This window comes from Entomomonas sp. E2T0 (assembly GCF_025985425.1).
Lineage (GTDB): Bacteria > Pseudomonadota > Gammaproteobacteria > Pseudomonadales > Pseudomonadaceae > Entomomonas.
In genome coordinates, this window is the sequence record NZ_CP094972.1 from 926909 (window position 1) to 946824 (window position 19916).

Annotated in this window: 21 protein-coding genes; 11 read left to right on the forward strand and 10 right to left on the reverse strand. The window is 35.9% G+C overall.

Going from position 1 to position 19916, the window contains the following annotated elements; all coding sequences use genetic code 11:
- Window positions 1–14: 14 nt before the first annotated feature.
- A complete protein-coding gene (locus tag MTZ49_RS04430) occupies window positions 15–1829 on the reverse strand; it encodes an extracellular solute-binding protein (protein WP_264747183.1) in 1815 nt (604 codons plus the stop codon).
- 225 nt (window positions 1830–2054) lie between these two features.
- Here MTZ49_RS04430 and MTZ49_RS04435 point away from each other — a divergent pair, with 225 nt between their 5' ends.
- Window positions 2055–2213 (forward strand): hypothetical protein, encoded by a 159-nt coding sequence (locus MTZ49_RS04435; RefSeq protein WP_264747184.1) that lies wholly within the window; start codon window positions 2055–2057, stop codon window positions 2211–2213.
- Window positions 2214–2222: 9 nt separating this feature from the next.
- Here MTZ49_RS04435 and MTZ49_RS04440 read toward each other — a convergent pair whose 3' ends face one another.
- Window positions 2223–2651: a VOC family protein gene (locus tag MTZ49_RS04440; RefSeq protein ID WP_264747185.1), complete on the reverse strand. Its 429-nt coding sequence runs from the start codon at window positions 2649–2651 to the stop codon at window positions 2223–2225.
- A gap of 157 nt (window positions 2652–2808) precedes the next feature.
- Here MTZ49_RS04440 and MTZ49_RS04445 point away from each other — a divergent pair, with 157 nt between their 5' ends.
- The gene (locus MTZ49_RS04445) at window positions 2809–3642 is read left to right on the forward strand and encodes a Tim44 domain-containing protein (protein WP_264747186.1); all 834 of its coding nucleotides are present in this window, start codon (window positions 2809–2811) and stop codon (window positions 3640–3642) included.
- A gap of 58 nt (window positions 3643–3700) precedes the next feature.
- On the opposite strand, the gene MTZ49_RS04450 is transcribed toward MTZ49_RS04445, so the two are convergent.
- Together MTZ49_RS04450 and MTZ49_RS04455 are read right to left on the reverse strand one after the other, a co-directional pair.
- On the reverse strand, window positions 3701–4102 hold the full coding sequence (locus MTZ49_RS04450; protein ID WP_264747187.1) for a SufE family protein: 402 nt from the start codon (window positions 4100–4102) through the stop codon (window positions 3701–3703).
- Window positions 4099–5316 carry an aminotransferase class V-fold PLP-dependent enzyme gene (locus tag MTZ49_RS04455; RefSeq protein WP_264747188.1) on the reverse strand — a complete coding sequence of 406 codons (1218 nt, stop codon included), beginning with the start codon at window positions 5314–5316 and terminating at the stop codon, window positions 4099–4101. The genes MTZ49_RS04450 and MTZ49_RS04455 overlap by 4 nt, the downstream gene beginning before the upstream one ends.
- Window positions 5317–5623: 307 nt before the next feature.
- Between MTZ49_RS04455 and katE the strand changes: the two genes are divergently transcribed.
- From katE to MTZ49_RS04485, 6 genes are all read left to right on the forward strand, one after another.
- Window positions 5624–7864 carry a catalase HPII gene (katE, locus tag MTZ49_RS04460; protein WP_264747189.1) on the forward strand — a complete coding sequence of 747 codons (2241 nt, stop codon included), beginning with the start codon at window positions 5624–5626 and terminating at the stop codon, window positions 7862–7864.
- Between the two features lie 140 nt (window positions 7865–8004).
- Window positions 8005–8640, forward strand: coding sequence for a hypothetical protein (locus MTZ49_RS04465; RefSeq protein ID WP_264747190.1), 636 nt, complete (start codon window positions 8005–8007; stop codon window positions 8638–8640).
- A gap of 79 nt (window positions 8641–8719) precedes the next feature.
- On the forward strand, window positions 8720–9295 hold the full coding sequence (locus tag MTZ49_RS04470; RefSeq protein WP_264747191.1) for a UbiX family flavin prenyltransferase: 576 nt from the start codon (window positions 8720–8722) through the stop codon (window positions 9293–9295).
- A 43-nt stretch (window positions 9296–9338) separates the two neighbouring features.
- Complete coding sequence (locus MTZ49_RS04475; protein WP_264747192.1) at window positions 9339–9989, forward strand: NUDIX domain-containing protein; 651 nt, start codon at window positions 9339–9341, stop codon at window positions 9987–9989.
- The gene (locus MTZ49_RS04480) at window positions 9980–10438 is read left to right on the forward strand and encodes a DUF1249 domain-containing protein (protein WP_264747193.1); all 459 of its coding nucleotides are present in this window, start codon (window positions 9980–9982) and stop codon (window positions 10436–10438) included. The genes MTZ49_RS04475 and MTZ49_RS04480 overlap by 10 nt, the downstream gene beginning before the upstream one ends.
- Window positions 10435–11166, forward strand: coding sequence for a hypothetical protein (locus tag MTZ49_RS04485; protein ID WP_264747194.1), 732 nt, complete (start codon window positions 10435–10437; stop codon window positions 11164–11166). Before MTZ49_RS04480 ends, MTZ49_RS04485 begins: the two co-directional genes overlap by 4 nt.
- A gap of 63 nt (window positions 11167–11229) precedes the next feature.
- Here MTZ49_RS04485 and MTZ49_RS04490 read toward each other — a convergent pair whose 3' ends face one another.
- The 3 genes from MTZ49_RS04490 to MTZ49_RS04500 all read right to left on the reverse strand — a co-directional run bounded on the left by MTZ49_RS04490 (window position 11230) and on the right by MTZ49_RS04500 (window position 13106).
- On the reverse strand, window positions 11230–11922 hold the full coding sequence (locus MTZ49_RS04490) for an aspartate/glutamate racemase family protein (protein WP_264747831.1): 693 nt from the start codon (window positions 11920–11922) through the stop codon (window positions 11230–11232).
- A 57-nt stretch (window positions 11923–11979) separates the two neighbouring features.
- Window positions 11980–12588 carry a GNAT family N-acetyltransferase gene (locus MTZ49_RS04495; protein ID WP_264747195.1) on the reverse strand — a complete coding sequence of 203 codons (609 nt, stop codon included), beginning with the start codon at window positions 12586–12588 and terminating at the stop codon, window positions 11980–11982.
- 71 nt (window positions 12589–12659) lie between these two features.
- Entirely contained in the window at window positions 12660–13106 is a 447-nt protein-coding gene (locus MTZ49_RS04500) for a phosphate-starvation-inducible protein PsiE (protein WP_319804743.1), read from the reverse strand.
- A 149-nt stretch (window positions 13107–13255) separates the two neighbouring features.
- Between MTZ49_RS04500 and MTZ49_RS04505 the strand changes: the two genes are divergently transcribed.
- Both MTZ49_RS04505 and MTZ49_RS04510 read left to right on the forward strand, forming a co-directional pair.
- Window positions 13256–14200, forward strand: a complete 945-nt coding sequence (locus MTZ49_RS04505) for an ADP-ribosylglycohydrolase family protein (protein ID WP_264747196.1) — start codon at window positions 13256–13258, stop codon at window positions 14198–14200.
- Window positions 14201–14216: 16 nt separating this feature from the next.
- Window positions 14217–15107, forward strand: coding sequence for a TraB/GumN family protein (locus tag MTZ49_RS04510; protein WP_264747197.1), 891 nt, complete (start codon window positions 14217–14219; stop codon window positions 15105–15107).
- Between the two features lie 45 nt (window positions 15108–15152).
- On the opposite strand, the gene eno is transcribed toward MTZ49_RS04510, so the two are convergent.
- From eno to MTZ49_RS04525, 3 genes are read right to left on the reverse strand one after another with little or no spacing between them, the layout of a single operon-like run.
- Window positions 15153–16442, reverse strand: coding sequence for a phosphopyruvate hydratase (eno, locus tag MTZ49_RS04515; RefSeq protein WP_264747198.1), 1290 nt, complete (start codon window positions 16440–16442; stop codon window positions 15153–15155).
- A 36-nt stretch (window positions 16443–16478) separates the two neighbouring features.
- Window positions 16479–17324, reverse strand: a complete 846-nt coding sequence (gene kdsA, locus MTZ49_RS04520) for a 3-deoxy-8-phosphooctulonate synthase (RefSeq protein WP_264747199.1) — start codon at window positions 17322–17324, stop codon at window positions 16479–16481.
- 1 nt (window position 17325) lies between these two features.
- Window positions 17326–18957, reverse strand: coding sequence for a CTP synthase (locus MTZ49_RS04525; protein WP_264747200.1), 1632 nt, complete (start codon window positions 18955–18957; stop codon window positions 17326–17328).
- Between the two features lie 334 nt (window positions 18958–19291).
- On the opposite strand from MTZ49_RS04525, the gene grpE reads away from it, so the two are divergent.
- Entirely contained in the window at window positions 19292–19834 is a 543-nt protein-coding gene (gene grpE / locus MTZ49_RS04530) for a nucleotide exchange factor GrpE (protein ID WP_264747201.1), read from the forward strand.
- Window positions 19835–19916 lie beyond the last annotated feature (82 nt).

The following is a 19916-nucleotide window of genomic DNA, read 5'->3' on the forward strand; positions in this document are numbered from 1 at the left end:
TTACCATGTGCTACTCACTTTTTTAACCACCAACCACGTAATCCCATTGTATAGGGGGGAGATTTAACCACACCAAGTTTATTGCGATAAGCTATACGAGTACTATCTATATACCAATTAGGAATCATATAGTAATTCCATAATAATACTCTATCCAATGCTTTAGTTGCAGCCACTTGCGCTTCCCTTGTTTGAGAGGCAAGTAGTTGCACTAATAGACCATCAACTACAGGATTATTAATACCCGCATAGTTTTTACTACTTTTACCCCATGCTTGGCTGGAGTGAAAGTATAACCATTGTTCAAAGTTAGGATTTAAACTTTGTGGTAATGTCATTAAAATCATATCATAATCAAAGTTATCTAGCCGTTGTTTATATTGAGCACGATCTACTGTTCTTATGGTTGCATTGATGCCAAGTAACTCTAGATTGTTGCGGTAGGGTAGCAAAATACGTTCTAAGCTAGGATTTACTAATAAAATTTCAAAAGATAATAATTCCATTTTATTATTTCGCATACCATCCCTAGTAGCATGCCAACCTGCTTCTTTTAGTAATTCAAAAGCTTGTCGAAGTGTATTTCTACTCAAACCGCCAAATTGGTTCTTAGGTAGTTGAAAAGGTGTAGTAAATAATTGTTCAGGTAACTTATCACGCCATGCACCTAGCAGAAGTAACTCATTACCTGTAGGAATACTTGTAGCTGCAAATTCACTATTAGGATAATAACTTTCACTACGTAAGTAGCTATTATTAAATAAAGTACGATTTGACCACTCAAAATTAAACAGTAAAGTTAGTGCTTGTCTTACTTTGATATCCTGAAATATTGGGCGGCGAGTATTAAAAAATAAACCTTGAGATTGAGCAGGAAGTTCGTTTTTGATCTCTTTCTTGATAATGTTGCCTCGCGTAACTGCTGGAAAATCGTAAGCAGTTAGCCAATTTTTAGCTTTGTTTTCAATATAAATGTCAAACTCGCCCGCTTTAAAGGCTTCAAAAGCTACGGTTGAATCACGGTAAAATTCAACCTCTACACGATTAAAATTATATTTTCCTTTATTGACGGCTAATTTTTCTCCCCACCAATTTTTTACACGCTCAAAAACTAAACGCCTACCAGGTTCAACACTCACTATTTTATAAGGGCCACTGTTTAATGGAGGAGTAAAAGTGGTTGCTGTAAAATCTTTATCAGCCCAATATTTTTTTGAAATAACAGGCATTTCGCCTAAGCGTAAAATAACGAGTGAATTACCGACGGTTTTTAAATCAAAACTAATACGGTGGGGGCTCATAATACGAACTTTATCTACATCTTGTAGCATTGCTCGATATTGGGGATGTCCTTTTTCTAATAGGGTGTGATAGGAAAAAGCAACATCTTCGGCTGTAATGGGGGTGCCATCATGGAATTTAGCTTCAGGCCGTAAATTAAAAATAACCCAACTACGATCATCAGGATATTCAATCGTTTTAGCAATTAAATCATAGTTAGAGGCGGGTTCATCTCCTGATGGATCATAAGTACCACTACCTACCATTAAGGTTTCATTAAGCTCAGTAATACCATATTGGAAAAAGTTAGGTGTTGCAATTGGGCTAGTACCTTTTATTGAATAGGGGTTTAAAGTATCAAAAGTACCTGTAGCCATTATTTTAAGTGTACCGCCTTTAGGTGCTTTAGGATTAACCCAAGCAAAATTTTTAAAATTAGCAGGGTATTTAAGTTGACCAAATTGTGCATAACCATGGCTTTCATAGGTGGCTGCTAAAACTTGATTTGTTATTATGATACTTAATAACAACAGTATTACTTTATACAAAAATGCTTACTCGCTAATTACTAAAGATTCAAATTATAAAATATACCTGTCTCACCTTAGCTTGGCTAGTTATTTTCTATTTTAAAATGTGAGTTAAGAAATAAAGTATTTCTAGGGGGATATGACCAAAGTTATAGTCCTTTCTCGACTTTCATATAACATTATTAATTTGTTGTTAATGCTACGCTAATTCTCTGTTAATGGTTTAACTTTAAGGAGTGAGTTATGAACAAAGAAATAGATATTAAATGTCCTGCCTGTGGCAAGATTTTTCAAGTGACTGAAGAAACTTATAAAAAGAATGAGGATATTATTTGTCCTCCTTGTGGCAAAGCATTTAAGCCACAAGGTAATGAGGCTAATAAAAAAACTAAAAGTAAATAGCGTACAGTGTTATTTAATTAATAAACTACCATCAGGATTAAATTGCCACATTGCGCCATAAGCAATTTCCCATAAATAACCATCTAAATCTGTAAAGTAGCCATGGTAACCACCCCAAGAAGTGGTTTGGGCTGGTTTTATAATTTTAGCACCAGCCAGCTCAGCTTGTTTTAGTATTTGTTCCACTTGCTCTTCAGAATGAGTGTTGTGAGCTAAGGTGATTCCTGAAAAACTAGGTTTGGTTGATGCTTCTAATAAAGCATCTTCAGCTAGTTGTTGATAGGGATATAAAGCTAAACAGCAACCCGTTGTTTTAAAAAATAAAATACCATCTTTTGGGGTGCCGCTGGTTTCAAATCCTAAGCCATGATGATAAAAATTATAAGACTCAGTTAAACTTTGGACACCTAATGTAATAATGCTAATCCTTGGTTCCATATTTTCTCCTATTTAAAGACTATATAGTCTTTAGCTACTGTGATAGACTTTTGCAAAGAAAAGAAACAAAATTAATCACTATTGGTAATGAAATATTAATAATATGTCACCATATAGTATAAAAAGTTTATCAGTTATTGCAGGGGATTTTGTCACAATGCAGCGTATTTTTAGTTTTTTTGCAATCATTTGTCTTAGTTTATCCATGGTTTTAATGAGTTTTGATGCTGAAGCAAGACGCTTTGGTGGTGGCCGCTCATTTGGTAAAGCTCCTTCTCATCAACAAACTCGTCAAGCAACACCTAATAAACCTGCTGCTAATCCTAATCAGAAGGCAGCACCTGGAAGAAGTTGGATGGGACCTTTAGCTGGTTTTGTGGCTGGTGGTTTGTTAGCTTCATTATTTATGGGTGGTTTTAGCGGTATCAACTTCTTCGATATTATCGTTATTGGTTTACTAGCCTTCTTTATTATTCGTTTTATCAGAAGTCGTATGCAACCACAACAACAAGCTGTTAATAATTCTGTTAATACTTTCCAAGGGCAGGATAATAATCAATCACCAATATTCGGTACACAAAGACCAGCTACAGCAGTTGTTGAACCTGTAATCAATGCACCTACTTGGTTTAATGCTGATTCGTTTGTGGCGGCTGCTAAAGAGCATTTTATGGCATTACAAGAGCATTGGGATGCTAATGAAATGGATAAAATTGCAGAATATGTGACACCTGAATTATTAACTTTCTTAAAACAAGAGCGTGCAGAAGCTGGTGATGGTTTCCAGTCTACTTATATTGATAATCTTGAAGTAGTACTTGATGGGGTAGATAATGATGCTGAAAAAACAGTAGCTACTTTAACTTTTACGGGCGTTGCTAAAACATCTCGTTTTGATCAAGGTGAAGCTTTCAATGAAAGCTGGCGGATGGAACGTGAAGAAGGTGAGAATAAGCCTTGGTTAGTGGCAGGTATTCGTCAAAATATATAATTTAATTTTTGCATAGTGAAAACGGTAACTTGCTTAGGCAGTTACCGTTTTTTTATGTTTATTGAATAGATTTTATGCTTTTAAAAATAGCTCTTAAACCATCTCGTCGAGAACTTGATAATTGTTTGGCTAATCCTAATTGTTGAAACCAATCTTCTAAATCAATTTGCTGAATTTCATCTGTAGTTAAGTTGTTTACTCTGGCTAATAGTACCGCTAATAAGCCACGGATTAGTCGTGCATCACTGTAAGCTTTAAACTGCCATAATTGATTATGTTGTTCAGCAATTAACCATACTTGACTTTCACAACCTTGCACTTGGTTTTTATCTGTTTTTTCATTTTCTTGTAAAGGTTCTAATGTTGCGCCTATTTGCATTAATAAACGCATCTTTTGTTCCCAACCATTAGCAGCAGTAAAAGAATCTAGTATCTGTTGGGCTGTTTTTGAAAGCTTCATGCTAATAACTCAATTGCTTTATCTAATGCAGAAAGAAACTGTTGAAGATCATGTTGATTGTTATAAAGTGCTAAAGAAATCCTAATCGAGCCACTCAAGCCTAAAGAGTTATAAAGAGGCATACAACAATGTTGTCCAGCTCGAATAGCAATATTCTGTTCAGTTAATAGTTGGCTTAAATCTGCTGGATGAATGCCTTTTATATAGAAGCTGATAAGTGATTGGTCAGGTTGGCCTAAAATACATACACCTTCTCGTTGAGTTAACTCACGCATAAGATAGGTTAAAAGTGTTTTTTCATGATTTGCTATAGCCGCTCTATCTTGAGCATTTAGATAATCAATAGCAGCACCTAACCCTAATACTGAGCCAATAGCAGCAGTACCTGCTTCAAAGCCTAAAGGAGCAGGATAGAAATTAGCGGAGTGATAGGTAGCAGTTTGTACCATTTCTCCACCTAGTTGCCAGTGTTGTAACTTGGCAAGTTGTTCAGTTTTACCATAAAGTATGCCTACTCCTTCAGGGGCATAGAATTTATGGCCTGAAAAAGCGTAAAAGTCACAGTCTAATGTCTGTACATCGGTAGGCTGATGTACAATACCTTGCGCACCATCTATAACAGTAATAGCACCTTGTTGCTTAGCTATTTGGATAAGTTGTTTAATAGGCTGTAACGTACCAAACACATTGGACATTTGGCTAACCGCTAACAATCTAGTTCGCTTGTTAATCATTACTTGAGCTGCTGGTAAATCAATAATACCATCTGCTGTAAATGGCAATATAACCAGTTCTAATCCTTTACGTTGTGCTAATCGTTGCCAAGGCAAAAGATTGGCATGATGTTCTAAACCACTAATGACGATATTGCCTGTATTTGGCAGATTAGCTTCTAAACCATAGGCTAATAGATTAATACTTTCTGTGGTACTACGCGTAAAAATAATTTGCTCATCTGTGGGGGCATTTATTAATTGAGCTACTTTATGCCGAACCTGTTCAAAATCATTAGTGATTTTTTGTGCTAACGGATATTGAGCACGATGAATATTGGCTGATCCCTGTTGATAGTAGTCTGTAATAGTTTCTATAACAGGGTAAGGTTTTTGTGAGGTAGCAGCACTATCCAGCCAAACCATATTTTGTTTTGCAAAGTTTTGTAGGGCAGGAAAGTCTTTACGCCAAGGTGAGTTTAAAGAGTCTGTATTTTTCATGGCCTTATTATAAGGAATAACAGTAGAGAGCTAAATTACTTTTGATAGCAAATGTTATGTCAAATTCTACAATAACTTATTAATTCTAAGGCTAATGTCTTATTGTAGTTAATAAAATGTTTCATTACTCTCATTAAGATGTAGATGATTTGTAACATTAGCTTAGCCAATAAATAAAAGTCATAGGCTTTCTACGGTGATAACAATCGATTGTATTATAAGTTTTTACTTATAAGTTTAGTTAGTAGCAGAGCCTATTTGCTTGTATTTAAGCAAAAATTTTGCAGTGATTATAAGGAGCAATACGATGAATAAAAAGTCACATCAAGCACCTATGCCTAGTAAAGAAGCTGTTTCTCCACATCTTAAAGACACAGTTCCTTCTGATGTAGCTAATAAGCCAACACCCAAACCAACATTGCCAGGTCAAGAACCAACCGCCCCTGGCTCACAAAAACTACCTAAAAATACTAGTGATAAAAGTAAAGATCTTGATAAAGTTCGTGTAGATGGTGATAAGCAACCATTAACTACCAATCTTGGAGTTAAAATTGCCAATAATCAAAATACATTAAAAGCAGGTAATCGTGGTCCTTCATTGTTAGAAGATTTTATCTTTCAAGATAAAATGGGGCATTTTGATCGTGAACGTATCCCTGAGCGTGTTGTTCATGCACGAGCAATAGGTGCTCATGGCTATTTCCAAGTATATGAATCATTAGAAAAATATACAAAAGCAGGTTTCTTAACCAACACCAAATTAAAAACGCCAGTATTTATCCGTATTTCTACTGTACAAGGTGGTAGAGGTTCATCAGATACAGTACGTGATATTCGTGGTTTTGCTACTAAGTTTTATACTCAAGAAGGTAACTATGATTTAGTGGGTAATGATACGCCTGTATTCTTTATTCAAGATGCAATGAAATTTCCTGATTTTGTGCATGCTGTTAAACCTGAACCCCATAACGAAGTACCGCAAGGGCAAAGTGCTCATGATACATTCTGGGATTATATTTCATTACAACCAGAAGCTTTACATAATGTGATGTGGGCAATGTCTGACCGTGGTATTCCCCGTAGTTTAAGTACCATTGAAGGTTTTGGTATTCATACTTATCGTTTAGTTAATGCACAAGGTAAGAGTCATTTTGTACGTTTCCATTGGAAACCTAAATATGGCACGGTTTCTTTATTGTGGGATGAGGCAAACGCTATTATGGGTAGAGATCCAGATTTCCACCGTAAAGATTTCTGGGAACGAATTGAAGCTGGGCAATACCCTGAATTTGAATTAGGTTTGCAAATTATTCCAGAAGAAGATGAACATAAATTTGATTTTGATATTTTAGATCCAACAAAATTAATTCCAGAAGCATTAGTACCAGTGAAGATAGTAGGTAAGATGGTACTTAATCGTAACCCAGATAACTATTTTGCTGAAACAGAGCAAGTGGCTTTCTGTCCGGCTAATGTGGTACCTGGTATTGATTTCTCTAATGATCCATTACTACAAGGTCGTATTTTCTCTTATAGAGATACCCAATTACATCGTTTAGGTGGCGCTAATTTCCATCAAATACCTATTAATCGTCCAGTTTGTCCTTATCACAATCATCAGCGTGATGGTTTCCATCAATCTGAAGTGATTCAAGGGGCTAATTATGAGCCTAATTCAGTGAGTAACAATTGGCCAAGAGAAACACCAGAAGCAGCAAAAGATGGTGGTTTTGATAGCTATCATGAGCATATAGATGCACAAAAAATTCGTGAGCGTAGTCCTTCGTTTACTGAGTTTTATTCACACCCACGTTTATTCTGGCAAAGCCAAACTAAAGCAGAACAAGATCATATTGTAGGCGCTTTTAGTTTTGAGTTAGGTAAAGTAGCTAGAAGATATATTAGAGAACGTATTGTTGATTTATTAGCACGTGTTGATCGCGAGTTAGCTAAACGTGTTGCTGCTAATTTAAGTATAAAGTTAACAGCAGAGCAGTTGAAATATCCTGTACCTAAGGCGGTAAATGGATTAGAGAAAGACCCTGCACTCAGCCTTTATGCTAATAAAGAGCGCCCAGTTGCAGGAAGTAAAGTAGCGATATTAGTGGCAGATGGTGTTTGTGGTACTTCTGTCGGTAAGATAAAGGATGCACTTACTAAAGCAGGTGTATTTAGTGTGTTATTAGCTCCTCGTTCAGGTATGGTGAAAACTCGTGAAGGTGGAGAGTTAATGGTCGACGATATTATTAGTGGTATGCCATCAGTATTAGTTGATGCAGTATTAGTGCCTACAGGTAATGAGAATGTTGATACTTTGGCGGCTAATGGTGATGCTAAATACTATCTATTACAAGCTTTTAAACATTTAAAAGCCATTGCTTTGCAAGAGGATGCTAAAGAGGTATTTGATGCCGCTACAGATTTAGTAGAGGATGCAGGCGTGTTATTAGATGATGATCCTAAGAAATTAGTAGCTAGCTTATTGAAAGTAATGGCACAACATAGAATTTGGGACAGAGAGGAAAATATTGGTTCTGTTCCTGCCTAAATTCTTGGCTACTCCTTTGGGCTATACAGTAAAATGTATGGCCCTTTTTTTACATAATTAATTATAAATTAATTGCTAATCATGGGGGCATCGTTAATACTTATCATCTAGTAATCTATTAACAATGGTAAGTGGCCAGCATGACACAACTAAACAAGCAAAATATCTCCTATCAAACTATTGCTGAAAGCCTTTTAGGTAGAGCATTAACAGCCCAAGATGGTATTGAGCAAAGTGTACTAGATCAAACAGAGCAAAGATTAGAACAAGCTTTACCAACAGAGTTGAAAAACCTCTATCAAACAGTGGGTAAGGTGCCACAATTTATGAGTGCTTTTCAACTGTTTGCTTTGCCTGAACAATTGCATATTAAAGATGGTTTATTAGTTTTTTTAGAAGAAAACCAAGGTGTTTGTTATTGGGGTGTCGATCAGCAAGGCAAGGTTTTCCAGTGTGACGAAGATGGCTCTAGTTATAATTTAGAATTTGATTTACAGTCATTTTTAGAATTGATGCTTTATTATCAAGTAGCACAAGGTGCAGAGTTTAGTTATTGTTCTAATTTATTAGATCAAGAGTTAGCTGAACTTTATAAGGAAGATGGTTGGCAGCAAGTTGGTAATTATGATGACTTGGTTATTTATCAGTTAAAAAATTATTTAATCTGGTATTTTAAAGATGAAGATAATAACGTTTTAGAAGATATGGTGTATTTTGTAAGTTTAGTAGAAATACCCGAACAAATCATTGTTAAATATGTGTTGGAAGAAATATAGAGGTTAGTATTTAGTGGTTGGGTTGAAAAAAGACCTTTGACAACCCATTAAGCTAAAAAATAGGTAATAAAGGTTTGGTATGACAAAGCAGCGAATTATTGTGGGGATAACAGGTGCGACAGGTTTTGTATATGGAGTGCATGCCCTCAAACTATTAAAAAAATTAAATGTAGAAAGCCATTTAGTGATCACCAAACCTGCCGAATTAACCCGTGAATATGAAACAGATTTTAGCAGAGAAGAAGTAAGAGATTTAGCAGATGTTAATTATGCAATTAGTGATATAGGTTCTGCTATTTCTAGTGGTTCTTTTAAAACCCTTGGAATGTTAATTGCTCCTTGTTCTGTAAGAACGCTAGGGGAAATTGCTAGTTGTGTTTCTTCTAATCTATTGACTCGAGCAGCTGATGTAGTGCTAAAAGAGCGGCGTAGATTGGTATTAATGTTAAGGGAAACACCTTTACACACAGGCCATATTAAGCAAATGTTAGCAGTCAGTGAAATGGGGGGCATAGTAATGCCACCTGTACCTGCTTTTTATGATAAACCTAAATCATTAGATGATATGGTACATCACTCTGTAGTAAGAGCTTTAGATTTATTCGGCTTAGACGTGACTGGTTTTCCACGCTGGGGTGAAGACATTAAACCTTAGAGCATTAGATATTTATCAGATAACTGTTGAGATTACTTAAAAAATGACTAAACCTTTTGATCCTATTGTTGATTTAAAAAAGACAACGGCACTAAAAAGTGGTGCAGTAGAAATTCTTGAACGTGAAAATTGTTTTAGTGGTTTTTATAAATTAGATCGTTTAAAAATACGTCATAAACTTTTTTCTGGTGAAGAAGGGCCTATTCTTTCCAGAGAATTATTTGTACGTCCAGATGCTGTTTGTATGCTGCCCTATGACCCAGTGTTAGATAAAGTAATCTTTGTTGAGCAGATGAGGGTGGGAGCTGTTGAAAAAAGTGCTAATCCTTGGATGTTAGAGTTAGTTGCAGGTCTCATAGATAAAGAAGGTGAAGATCCAGAGAATGTGGCTTATCGTGAATCGATTGAAGAAGCTAATTTAGAAATTAAAGAACTATTGCCAATCACTCGTTATTACCCATCAGTGGGCGGGAGTAATGAATATATCTACTTATATTTAGGTATTTGTGATAGTAGTAAAGCAGGTGGTGTTCATGGTTTACAGGAAGAGGGTGAGGACATTCGTACCCATGTATGGAGCTTTAAAGAGGCAGTAAAAAACTTAAATAAAGGATTAATTCAAAATGCAGCAGGTATTATTGCTTTGCAGTGGTTAATTATTAATAGAAGTAAGGTTCGTAAACAATGGTTGTAACTCAGAAAGAACATTATGTTGTTGATCTTTCAGCTCTACAGGCTATTTATGAGCGTAACTATACATCCTTAATGCGGTTATTGCCAGCAATGCGTGAAACGGGATATAGTCGTTGCATCGCTTTTACCGCAGATCAAAAAATAGCAACACGTTTAACCTTTACAGTACTTGAAAATAGCCCATACACTTCTTATATCTTATTAAAACAAGATAGTCTATTAGGTTGGATGGTGGCTCCCCAGCTTTATATTCGTTGTTATCATGATGTACAATTAGCAGAAATAACCTTTGCTCAAAATACCCGTAGTTTTAGAGGTGTGTATGCATATCCGAATAAAGCAATGCATCAGCCTGATGAGAAAAGACAACTTAATCAATTTTTAGAGGAGTGGTTAATCCGTTGTTTATCATCTGGCTATGAAGTCGCTAATATAGAATTAAATAAATGAATGATGCGATTTATGGTTTTGTCTTTACTGCTAGAGATGAGCAGGATGCTTTACAGCAACAGCATATAGGGCAAAGAGTAAGTAGTGAAATTACACCATGGATTGTTCATTATGATGTAGCTACGATTTATGTTAAACAATGGCCTGTTGACTTATGGTTTGTTGAGGTTGTAGAGAGTTTAGATCATAGTCAATTAAGTGCAGACAGTGATTATATAGCTGCAAATACTATTAGGCCTTTAAAACAATTACCTTGTTCATTGTTATTTGGCCCTACAGGAGAAAGGGTTTGCCAGCTGTTGGATAATATATGTCAGATTACACTTCCTCAAATAGAGCAGTTAGCAGCTTTAGCAAATCCCATTAGTGCAGAGGCTTATGCCAATGTATGGAATGCTTGGTTAAATAAGACCACTAATTCCACCATGCATCGAGATGCAGATCATACAGGTACATTAGCTATTGGTGAAGGTGAAAATGCATCGCCTATTTATAATGGTTTTTTAACAATAAATGATTTATTGCATAAAAGAGCAAGAGAGTTAGTAGGGGATGATGCTTTTATTAAGCCAGCAGGATATGACGATGAGGTATATCTGGTAGCTGAATGGAGTAAAGCCTGTAGTGTATTGCTACAAACTGCTATGGGATTAGGTGCAGAGCAATATATTCATGCTAAAGATTTACCTTTATTGCTTTTAGGCTGGAAAGTGCTAAATAATATTTGAATATATTTATTGAAAGATAATTTATAACACCCTCTATTTAAGAAGTAGAGGGCTCTATATCTACTAGGTTAAGGCCAATTTAACAGCTCTTTCAGCATGGATAGATGTTGTATCAAATAAAGGCACTTTAGTATCTTGTTGTTTTATTAACATCCCAATTTCTGTACAACCAAGAATAATAGCTTCTGCACCTTCTGCGACTAATTTATCAATAATAGCTAAATAAGTTTGTTTTGATTCAGGTTTAATACTACCTACACAAAGTTCATGATAAATAATTTGGTGTACTTGTTGGCGATCCTGTTCATTCGGTATGATAACATTTAATCCATAATTATTAGTTAAGCGTCCTTTGTAAAACTCTTTTTCCATAGTAAAAGCTGTGCCTAATAATCCAACTGTTTTAATATTTTTTTCTAGTAAGGCTTCACCTGTGGCATCAGCAATATGAATTAATGGTATATTGATATTTTGTTGAATCTGTTCTGCCACGATATGCATAGTGTTAGTACAAATGACTAGAAAGTCCGCACTTGCTTTTTCAATATTAACAGCAGCTTCTGTTAAGAGTTGAGCTGCTTGCTGCCAATTGCCTTGTTGTTGTAAAGTTTCAATTTCAGCAAAGTCTACACTGTATAAAACAATTTTAGCTGAATGCAAACCTCCTAACTGCTGTTTTACAAGGGTATTGATAAGTCGATAGTAGTCTGTAGTACTTTCCCAACTCATACCACCTAATAAACCTATGGTTTTCATATTACTCATTGTCTCCTTTTAATTTTTAAAAATAGTTATTTCTGTACAGAGTTGGTATTACTTTTCTGATTCATTAAAAGATAAGCAAGGTATTTGTGGAGCGGCTGTTTTCGATAAAATACCTGTTATTCGTGGGTCAGCCATCACTTCAATTTGACGGCTTATAGGAATAAAGCCTGAGCGTTGGTAGAAGCTAAGTGCACTAGGATGATCTAGCGTACAAGTGTGAACCCAAAAGCGATTTATTGGGCGTGACCAAACCAGTTCTAATGCGCGATTCATCAACCACCTTCCTGCACCACTACCTATAAGTTCTGAAGAAACGCCAAAGAATGCTAATTCACACTCATTGTCAATTCGGAAATCTAATTCTAAAAGCCCTGTACCATTGGGGGTAATTAATGCATATACTTCAACCTTAGGATTGTTGATAATTTCTGCTAAAGCAGCGTCTGACATAATGAGTCGAGAACTCCATAACCATTCTTCACCTATACGGCGATATAACGCTCGATAAGTGTTTAAGTCTGGTTGTGGCCAGTGTTCTAATTTCCACTCTGATATATTTCGTTCAGTATGAGAAGGTGGTGGAGACTTCATTTCTAGTGTTGTTACCACCGCAGCAATAGTATCAGCAGGAAGATTATGGTAGCCAATCTTGATCATAATGACAGAATAAGTTATTTAAAAAGGAGAACTAAGCTTACTAAATGAAGTATGGATTATCAATGTTATAATTACCTACTTTCATCTTCCTCTTTTACGTGAAAACGAGAAGAGGCGATTCTAACAATTAGAACGGCAATGGCTAATAATAAAATAGCGCCACATACTTGGATGATACCCCAATTAGGCTGATGATTATGGGATATATCAGAAATCAATAAACGAGTTAATGCGGTAATAGAAACATAGATAAGAAAGCGGACAGGCATTCGTTTTGTTTTAAAATAAATGCCCACCATTGCACCTAATTCAAGGTAAATAAACAGCATTAAAATACCATCAATAAGGTCTTTTTTATTAGCAAATATTCCTAAAAGTTCTTGTAGTGCCGCCCATGCAATAATAGCGCCTACAGCAAATAGCGCGAGATAATGAAAAATTTCAACAAAGAGGTTACCTAGTGAGTCTGCTTTGTTATTAAATTTTTCTCTAAATTGATCAATTTTATTTTTCGACATTTCTTATTACTCATAATTTATTAGCTTATAAACAGCAATATTTATACCATTAAACTTATCTTAATATAGCAATTAATTATGACAATCTTATTAAAGGTAAATTAAAATCTTGAACAAGAGGATATTGGTTAGAAAATAGGATTTTAATAATGATTAATAATAAACTTTCTTATCAGGAAAAAATTACTGGCGGCTTATTAGGACTATTAATTGGTGATGCTTTAGGGGTGCCTTATGAGTTTCACTCAGCTGATGAAATTCCACCATTAGATAAAATAGATTATTGTCCACCCATTGGTTTTGATCGTGCTCATCAGGGTATATTACCTGCTACATGGTCAGATGATGGAGCCCAAGCATTATGCTTATTGGCTTCATTGTTAAACTGTAAACAATTAGATTTAAGAGATTTTGCTAATCGCTTAATTAATTGGTATGACTATGGGTATATGGCTGTTGATAATTTAGTCTATGATGTGGGTATTGCTACTGGGCAAGCTATCCGTAAATTAAAGCAAGGAGTTGTACCAAATTTAGCAGGATCTGATGATGTGTATAGTAATGGTAATGGTGCTTTAATGCGTGTATTGCCTCTTGCTTTATGGCATCAAGGAACAGATGAGGAGTTAGTTAAAGATGCTCAACAACAATCTTTAGTCACTCATGGTCATTTACGCTCACAAGTATGTTGTGCTTTATATTGTTTAGTGGCTCGTTATGTTTTAAATGAAAGTAATAATCCTTGGCAGAAAGCAGTGGATTTTTTACGTGTAATTTATAAGGATAATGATGATGCTTTACAAGAGCTAGAGTTTCATATTCGGCCTGATGATGATATTCCCTCAACTGGTAGTGGCTATGTGGTTGATTCATTGCGTGCTGTTAAAATCTCATTAACTTTTTCTTGTTATCAAGAAGCAGTTCGTTATGCCATCTCTTTAGGAAATGATACCGATACAACAGCTTGTATTGTTGGTGGAATTATTGGATTGCGAGATAGTATTAGTAATATTCCTCAAAATTGGATAGGTGAATTAAGGGGTAAAGAGTTGTATCAACCGTTATTAGAACAATTAATCGCTAATATCAAATAAGAGGGAATGGAGTTTTATGATAGAGAAATTATTAATTAAAAAGTACAGAATAAGGCTTAGCTTTATATTATTGTTAAGTTGTTTCACTACTTTAGTAAATGCAGAACATGGCATTTGGGTAGCTAAAAAAGGTGGACAACAAATTACTATTGTTGCGATTACTACTTTTGTTAAGCCTGCACAATGGCCATTACCAGCTCCTTATCAAAAAGTACTTAATGAAGCTGAGCAGGTAGTTTTTCAAACTGTACCAGATGGGCTTATCGCGGATATTAATAACTGGTATGTAGCTAATCTAAAGATACTACCTGAGACAGAGTCTTTGAAAGATAAAGTGTCAGCAGATATTTGGCAACAGTTATTAGCTTATCAAGATAAAAATGCCTTATTTACTGAAAATATTTTAAAAACTTTGTCGCCAATGTCTGTATGTGTTCTTTTATATATTATAGAATCAGGAGAGTTAGGTTATAGTCTTAGACTACAAGAAGCTTTGTATAATGAAGCGAAACAAAAAGATAAGATTATTCTCTCGTTAAGTGAGCTTTTCGAGGACAGAGAACTTTTTATGGCAGTTGATAGAACAGATACTAATCAGTATATAAAAGCCTGTTTGAGCGATAATAAAAATGAAAATCCTACAGCTGATGAATATAACGAAACAGTTTATAAAGGTGATTTAGAGCAAATAAATGAATGGGATAAGAAAAGTGGTTTTAGCAAATTAAGTAAAGTGAAAGAGGTAATAGATCAGAAAAAAGTTATTTATGCTAGAAGCATAGATGAGCTTAGTGGAAAAAAAGAAAAAACATTAGTTTATATTAATGTTGTTGGTTTGATAGGAGAAAAAGGATTGCTGAGTTTATTACAAGAAAAAGGCTATCAGATTAGTAAATATCAAGAATAATAATTAGCTTAATGCAGGCATTGCGCCTGCATTAAGTAAGAGAATTTATTTAGTAAATTCTTTACGACCATTATAAGGTGCTTTATCACCTAATTTTTCTTCAATGCGTAATAGTTGATTGTATTTAGCTATACGATCACTACGGCAAAGAGAACCAGTTTTAATTTGGCCTGCTGCAGTACCCACTGCTAGATCAGCAATAGTAGCATCCTCTGTTTCACCACTACGATGAGATATTACAGCGGTATAACCTGCTTTTTTAGCCATTTTAATAGCAGCTAATGTTTCAGTTAAAGAACCAATTTGATTGAATTTAATAAGAATTGAGTTGGCAATACCTTTTTCAATACCTTCTTGTAGAATTTTGGTATTGGTTACAAAAAGATCATCACCAACTAATTGAGTTTTCTTACCCATTTTATCTGTTAATACTTTCCAACCATCCCAATCAGATTCATCCATACCATCTTCAATAGAGATAATAGGATAGAGATTGGTCAAGTTATCTAAGTAGTCAGCAAATTCAGCAGAGGTGAATGATTTTCCTTCACCTGCTAAAACATATTTGCCATCTTTATAGAATTCGCTAGAAGCACAGTCTAAAGCTAATGTAACATCTTCACCTAGTTTATAACCTGCTTTAGCAATAGCTGCTACTATCGCACATAGTGCTGCTTCATTAGATGAAAAGTCAGGAGCAAAACCACCTTCATCACCTACAGCAGTGCTTAATTTGCGTTCTTTTAAAATAGCTTTTAGGTTATGGAATATTTCAGTACCCATGCGTAACGCTTCAGCAAAGGTTGGCGCACCTACTGGCTGAATCATAAACTCTTGAATATCCACATTATTGTCAGCATGTTCGCCACCATTAATGATATTCATCATAGGTACAGGCATACTGTATTGTCTTGGTGTACCATTTAGATTAGAGATATGTTCATAAAGTGGAATGCCTTGTGCTTGGGCAGCTGCTTTGGCATTAGCTAGGGAAACTGCTAAGATTGCATTAGCGCCTAAGTTTTCTTTATTCTCAGTACCATCCAAATCAATCATAATTTGGTCAAGGTCTGCTTGAGCTACAGGATCTTTTCCTAGTAAAGCATCACGGATAGGACCATTAATATTAGCTACTGCTTTTAGTACACCTTTGCCTAAATAACGGGCTTTGTCACCATCACGCAGTTCTAGTGCTTCACGTGAACCAGTAGATGCACCAGAAGGTGAACAGGCGCGGCCTACAATGCCATTGTCAAGGATAACATCTGCTTCAACCGTAGGATTGCCACGAGAATCTAGTATTTCACGACCTTTAATATCAACAATTTTTGCCATTGCTATTGTTACTCCAAAATACAGCCTTGTAGGCCATTAAGCAGTTTGTACAGGAGGAAATGATTTAATTAAATCATCCAGTTGTTTAAGTTGGCTTAAGAAAGGCTCCAACTTGTCTAGAGGTAATGCACAGGGTCCATCACATTTAGCGTGGTCAGGATCGGGATGTGCCTCTAAGAATAAACCAGCAAGTCCTTGGCTAAGGCCTGCTTTTGCTAAATCAGTAACTTGTGCGCGGCGTCCACCTGCTGAGTCGGTGCGGCCGCCAGGCATTTGTAAAGCATGGGTTACATCAAAAAATACAGGGTATTCAAATTGCTTCATAATGCCAAAGCCAAGCATATCAACAACAAGGTTGTTATAACCAAAGCTGCTACCACGCTCACATAGAATTAATTGATCGTTGCCTGCTTCTACACATTTATTAAGAATATGCTTCATTTCATGAGGTGCTAAAAATTGTGCTTTTTTGATATTAATGATAGCACCTGTTTTAGCCATCGCTACTACTAAATCGGTTTGGCGCGAAAGAAACGCAGGTAGTTGGATAATTTCACAAACTTCAGCAACAGGTGCTGCTTGATAAGGCTCATGAACATCAGTAATAACAGGTACATCGAAAGCTTTTTTTACATCCTCAAAGATTTTTAAGCCTTCGTCTAAACCAGGCCCTCTAAACGAGTTAATAGAAGAGCGATTGGCTTTATCAAAGCTGGCTTTAAAAACGTAAGGGATACCTAATTTATCAGTAACTTTTTTATAGTGTTCACAAATCTGCAATGCTAAATCACGAGACTCTAATACATTCATGCCACCGAACAGCACAAAAGGCTTATCGTTAGCAATCTCTATATTTTTTACACGAATTGTTTTCTGGTTCATATTAACCTTTTAACTCATGTTGTTTAATAGCAGCTTTCACAAAGCCACTAAATAATGGATGTCCATCACGTGGAGTAGAAGTAAACTCAGGGTGGAACTGACAAGCCACAAACCAAGGATGATCAGGAGCTTCAACAACTTCTACTAATGCCCCATCTTCTGAGCGACCTGTTACTTTTAGTCCAGCTTTAATTAATTGTGGAAGTAGGTTGTTATTAACCTCGTAACGATGGCGATGACGTTCTCTAATAATATCTGCTTGGTAACAGTTATAGACTTGTGAAGAATTTTCTAGTTTACAATTCTGTGCACCTAAGCGCATCGTGCCGCCTAAATCAGAGGCTTCGGTACGTTTTTCAGTAGCTCCAGTAGCATCTTGCCATTCGGTGATTAACCCTACTACAGGATAAGGAGTATTTTTATCAAACTCGGTTGAGTTAGCTTTTTCCATACCAACAATATGGCGTGCAAATTCAATAACAGCTACTTGCATACCTAAACAAATACCTAGGTAAGGTATTTTATTTTCACGAGCATATTGTACAGTAGTAATTTTTCCTTCTACGCCTCGTAAACCAAAGCCGCCAGGAACTAAGATGGCATCTACATCAGCTAATAGTGAAGTACCTTTTTCTTCAATATCTTCTGAATCAATATAGCGTAGGTTTACTTTAGTACGGTTTTCAATGCCTGCATGGGTTAATGCTTCAATCAGTGATTTATAAGCATCTAGTAACTCCATGTATTTACCTACCATGGCAATAGTTACTTCTTTTTCTGGATGCAATTTAGCGTCAACTACACGATCCCATTCTGATAGATCGGCAGTATTACATTGTAAATCAAAACGTTCAGCTACAAAATCGTCTAAACCTTGGGCATGAAGTATAGATGGAATGCGATAAATAGTATCAGCATCTTCTAAAGAAATAACTGCACGTTCTTCTACGTTAGTAAATAAAGCAATCTTACGACGGGAAGCTAAATCAATAGGATGGTCTGAACGGCAGATTAAAATATCTGGTTGTAAACCAATGGAGCGTAATTCTTTTACAGAGTGCTGAGTAGGCTTTGTTTTAGTTTCGCCTGCGGTAGCAATATAGGGAACTAAGGTTAAGTGCATAAGCATGGCACGTTTAGCACCTACCTCCACACGTAACTGACGAATAGCTTCTAAAAAAGGTTGTGATTCAATATCACCTACTGTACCACCAATTTCCACCATGGCGATATCAGCATCACCTGCACCTTTAATAATACGGTGCTTAATTTCATCCGTAATATGAGGGATAACTTGAATAGTCGCACCTAAATAATCACCACGGCGTTCTTTGCGCAATACATCTGCATAAACACGGCCTGTTGTGAAGTTATTGTTTTGAGTCATGGTAGTGCGTACAAAACGCTCGTAATGGCCTAAATCGAGGTCTGTTTCAGCACCGTCATCGGTCACAAATACTTCCCCGTGTTGGAAAGGGCTCATTGTGCCAGGATCGACGTTAATATAAGGATCAAGTTTAAGAAGAGTAACTTTGAGGCCACGCGCCTCTAAAATAGCTGCTAAAGAAGCAGAGGCGATACCTTTACCCAATGAAGAAACAACACCGCCTGTGACGAAGATATAACGCGTCATGAGAAATCCTAGCATTAATGTGGGTAAATTATTTAACCCAAAATAGCAATGACAAAGGCAAAATTTATGTATTTCAGTAGGTTACATAAAATATCATAAGTATTTCTACTCATTTTGCTTTGAATTAAAGACGGGATAATAGTTTACCCTAATGTTGTTAAGGCGTCCATTGATCTTATAGAAGATTAAAATTTTTGTTGAAAATAATAGGTGTGTGTCAAAAAGTAAAAATATGAGTAAAGGCTCTTGAAAATTATAAAAGTTACCCCATATACAGTACAAATAAGAGGCTTAGTTTAAATTAAGTATCTACAAGTTTTAGAAGGAGAAACTAATGACTGATGAGCAAAAGCAAGAGTCTGAATTACCAGAGCTAGAAACTGGAAAAGAACAACAGGCGTCACAGGGTGATTCAGTAAATAATCGCGTTGCTGAATTGGAAGATCAATTAGCAGAGGCTAAAGATCAGGCGTTACGCGCTGTAGCAGAAATGCAAAATATGCGTCGTCGTGCTGAACAAGATGTTGAGAAAGCGCATAAATTTGCGTTGGAAAAATTTTCTTTAGCGTTGTTACCTGTATTAGATAGCTTAGAGCGTGGTATTGAAGTTTCAACAGGTGATCATGAGTCAGTAGTAGCTATTCGTGAAGGTATGGAATTAACGCTTAAGGTGTTTAAAGATACTTTAAAGCAATTTCAAATTGAGGAAGTTAGCCCTGAGGGTGAACCATTTAATCCCGAGACTCAGCAAGCAATGGCTATGGAGCCTAGTGCGAATGTAGAGCCAAATACAGTGCTAAAAGTATTTCAAAAAGGCTATCTGTTAAATGGAAGGTTATTACGCCCTGCTATGGTAGTGGTAAGTAAAGCACCTTAAAAAAGTAATAAAAGGGCTTGAAATTTTGTAAAAAGCCCTTATTTAACTAACAAGTTCAGTTTTAAACGCTGATTAGTTGAAA

Coding starts and splice junctions, on each gene's coding strand:
- MTZ49_RS04510 (WP_264747197.1), top strand. CDS start 14,217: ATGATAGAGAAATTATTAATTAAAAAGTACAGAATAAGGCTTAGCTTT.
- MTZ49_RS04485 (WP_264747194.1), top strand. CDS start 10,435: ATGAATGATGCGATTTATGGTTTTGTCTTTACTGCTAGAGATGAGCAG.
- katE (WP_264747189.1), top strand. CDS start 5,624: ATGAATAAAAAGTCACATCAAGCACCTATGCCTAGTAAAGAAGCTGTT.
- kdsA (WP_264747199.1), bottom strand. CDS start 17,324: ATGAACCAGAAAACAATTCGTGTAAAAAATATAGAGATTGCTAACGAT.
- MTZ49_RS04440 (WP_264747185.1), bottom strand. CDS start 2,651: ATGGAACCAAGGATTAGCATTATTACATTAGGTGTCCAAAGTTTAACT.
- MTZ49_RS04475 (WP_264747192.1), top strand. CDS start 9,339: ATGACTAAACCTTTTGATCCTATTGTTGATTTAAAAAAGACAACGGCA.
- MTZ49_RS04495 (WP_264747195.1), bottom strand. CDS start 12,588: ATGATCAAGATTGGCTACCATAATCTTCCTGCTGATACTATTGCTGCG.
- MTZ49_RS04450 (WP_264747187.1), bottom strand. CDS start 4,102: ATGAAGCTTTCAAAAACAGCCCAACAGATACTAGATTCTTTTACTGCT.
- eno (WP_264747198.1), bottom strand. CDS start 16,442: ATGGCAAAAATTGTTGATATTAAAGGTCGTGAAATACTAGATTCTCGT.
- MTZ49_RS04465 (WP_264747190.1), top strand. CDS start 8,005: ATGACACAACTAAACAAGCAAAATATCTCCTATCAAACTATTGCTGAA.
- MTZ49_RS04445 (WP_264747186.1), top strand. CDS start 2,809: ATGCAGCGTATTTTTAGTTTTTTTGCAATCATTTGTCTTAGTTTATCC.
- MTZ49_RS04480 (WP_264747193.1), top strand. CDS start 9,980: ATGGTTGTAACTCAGAAAGAACATTATGTTGTTGATCTTTCAGCTCTA.
- MTZ49_RS04490 (WP_264747831.1), bottom strand. CDS start 11,922: ATGAAAACCATAGGTTTATTAGGTGGTATGAGTTGGGAAAGTACTACA.
- MTZ49_RS04525 (WP_264747200.1), bottom strand. CDS start 18,957: ATGACGCGTTATATCTTCGTCACAGGCGGTGTTGTTTCTTCATTGGGT.
- MTZ49_RS04455 (WP_264747188.1), bottom strand. CDS start 5,316: ATGAAAAATACAGACTCTTTAAACTCACCTTGGCGTAAAGACTTTCCT.
- MTZ49_RS04470 (WP_264747191.1), top strand. CDS start 8,720: ATGACAAAGCAGCGAATTATTGTGGGGATAACAGGTGCGACAGGTTTT.
- MTZ49_RS04505 (WP_264747196.1), top strand. CDS start 13,256: ATGATTAATAATAAACTTTCTTATCAGGAAAAAATTACTGGCGGCTTA.
- MTZ49_RS04435 (WP_264747184.1), top strand. CDS start 2,055: ATGAACAAAGAAATAGATATTAAATGTCCTGCCTGTGGCAAGATTTTT.
- grpE (WP_264747201.1), top strand. CDS start 19,292: ATGACTGATGAGCAAAAGCAAGAGTCTGAATTACCAGAGCTAGAAACT.
- MTZ49_RS04500 (WP_319804743.1), bottom strand. CDS start 13,106: ATGTCGAAAAATAAAATTGATCAATTTAGAGAAAAATTTAATAACAAA.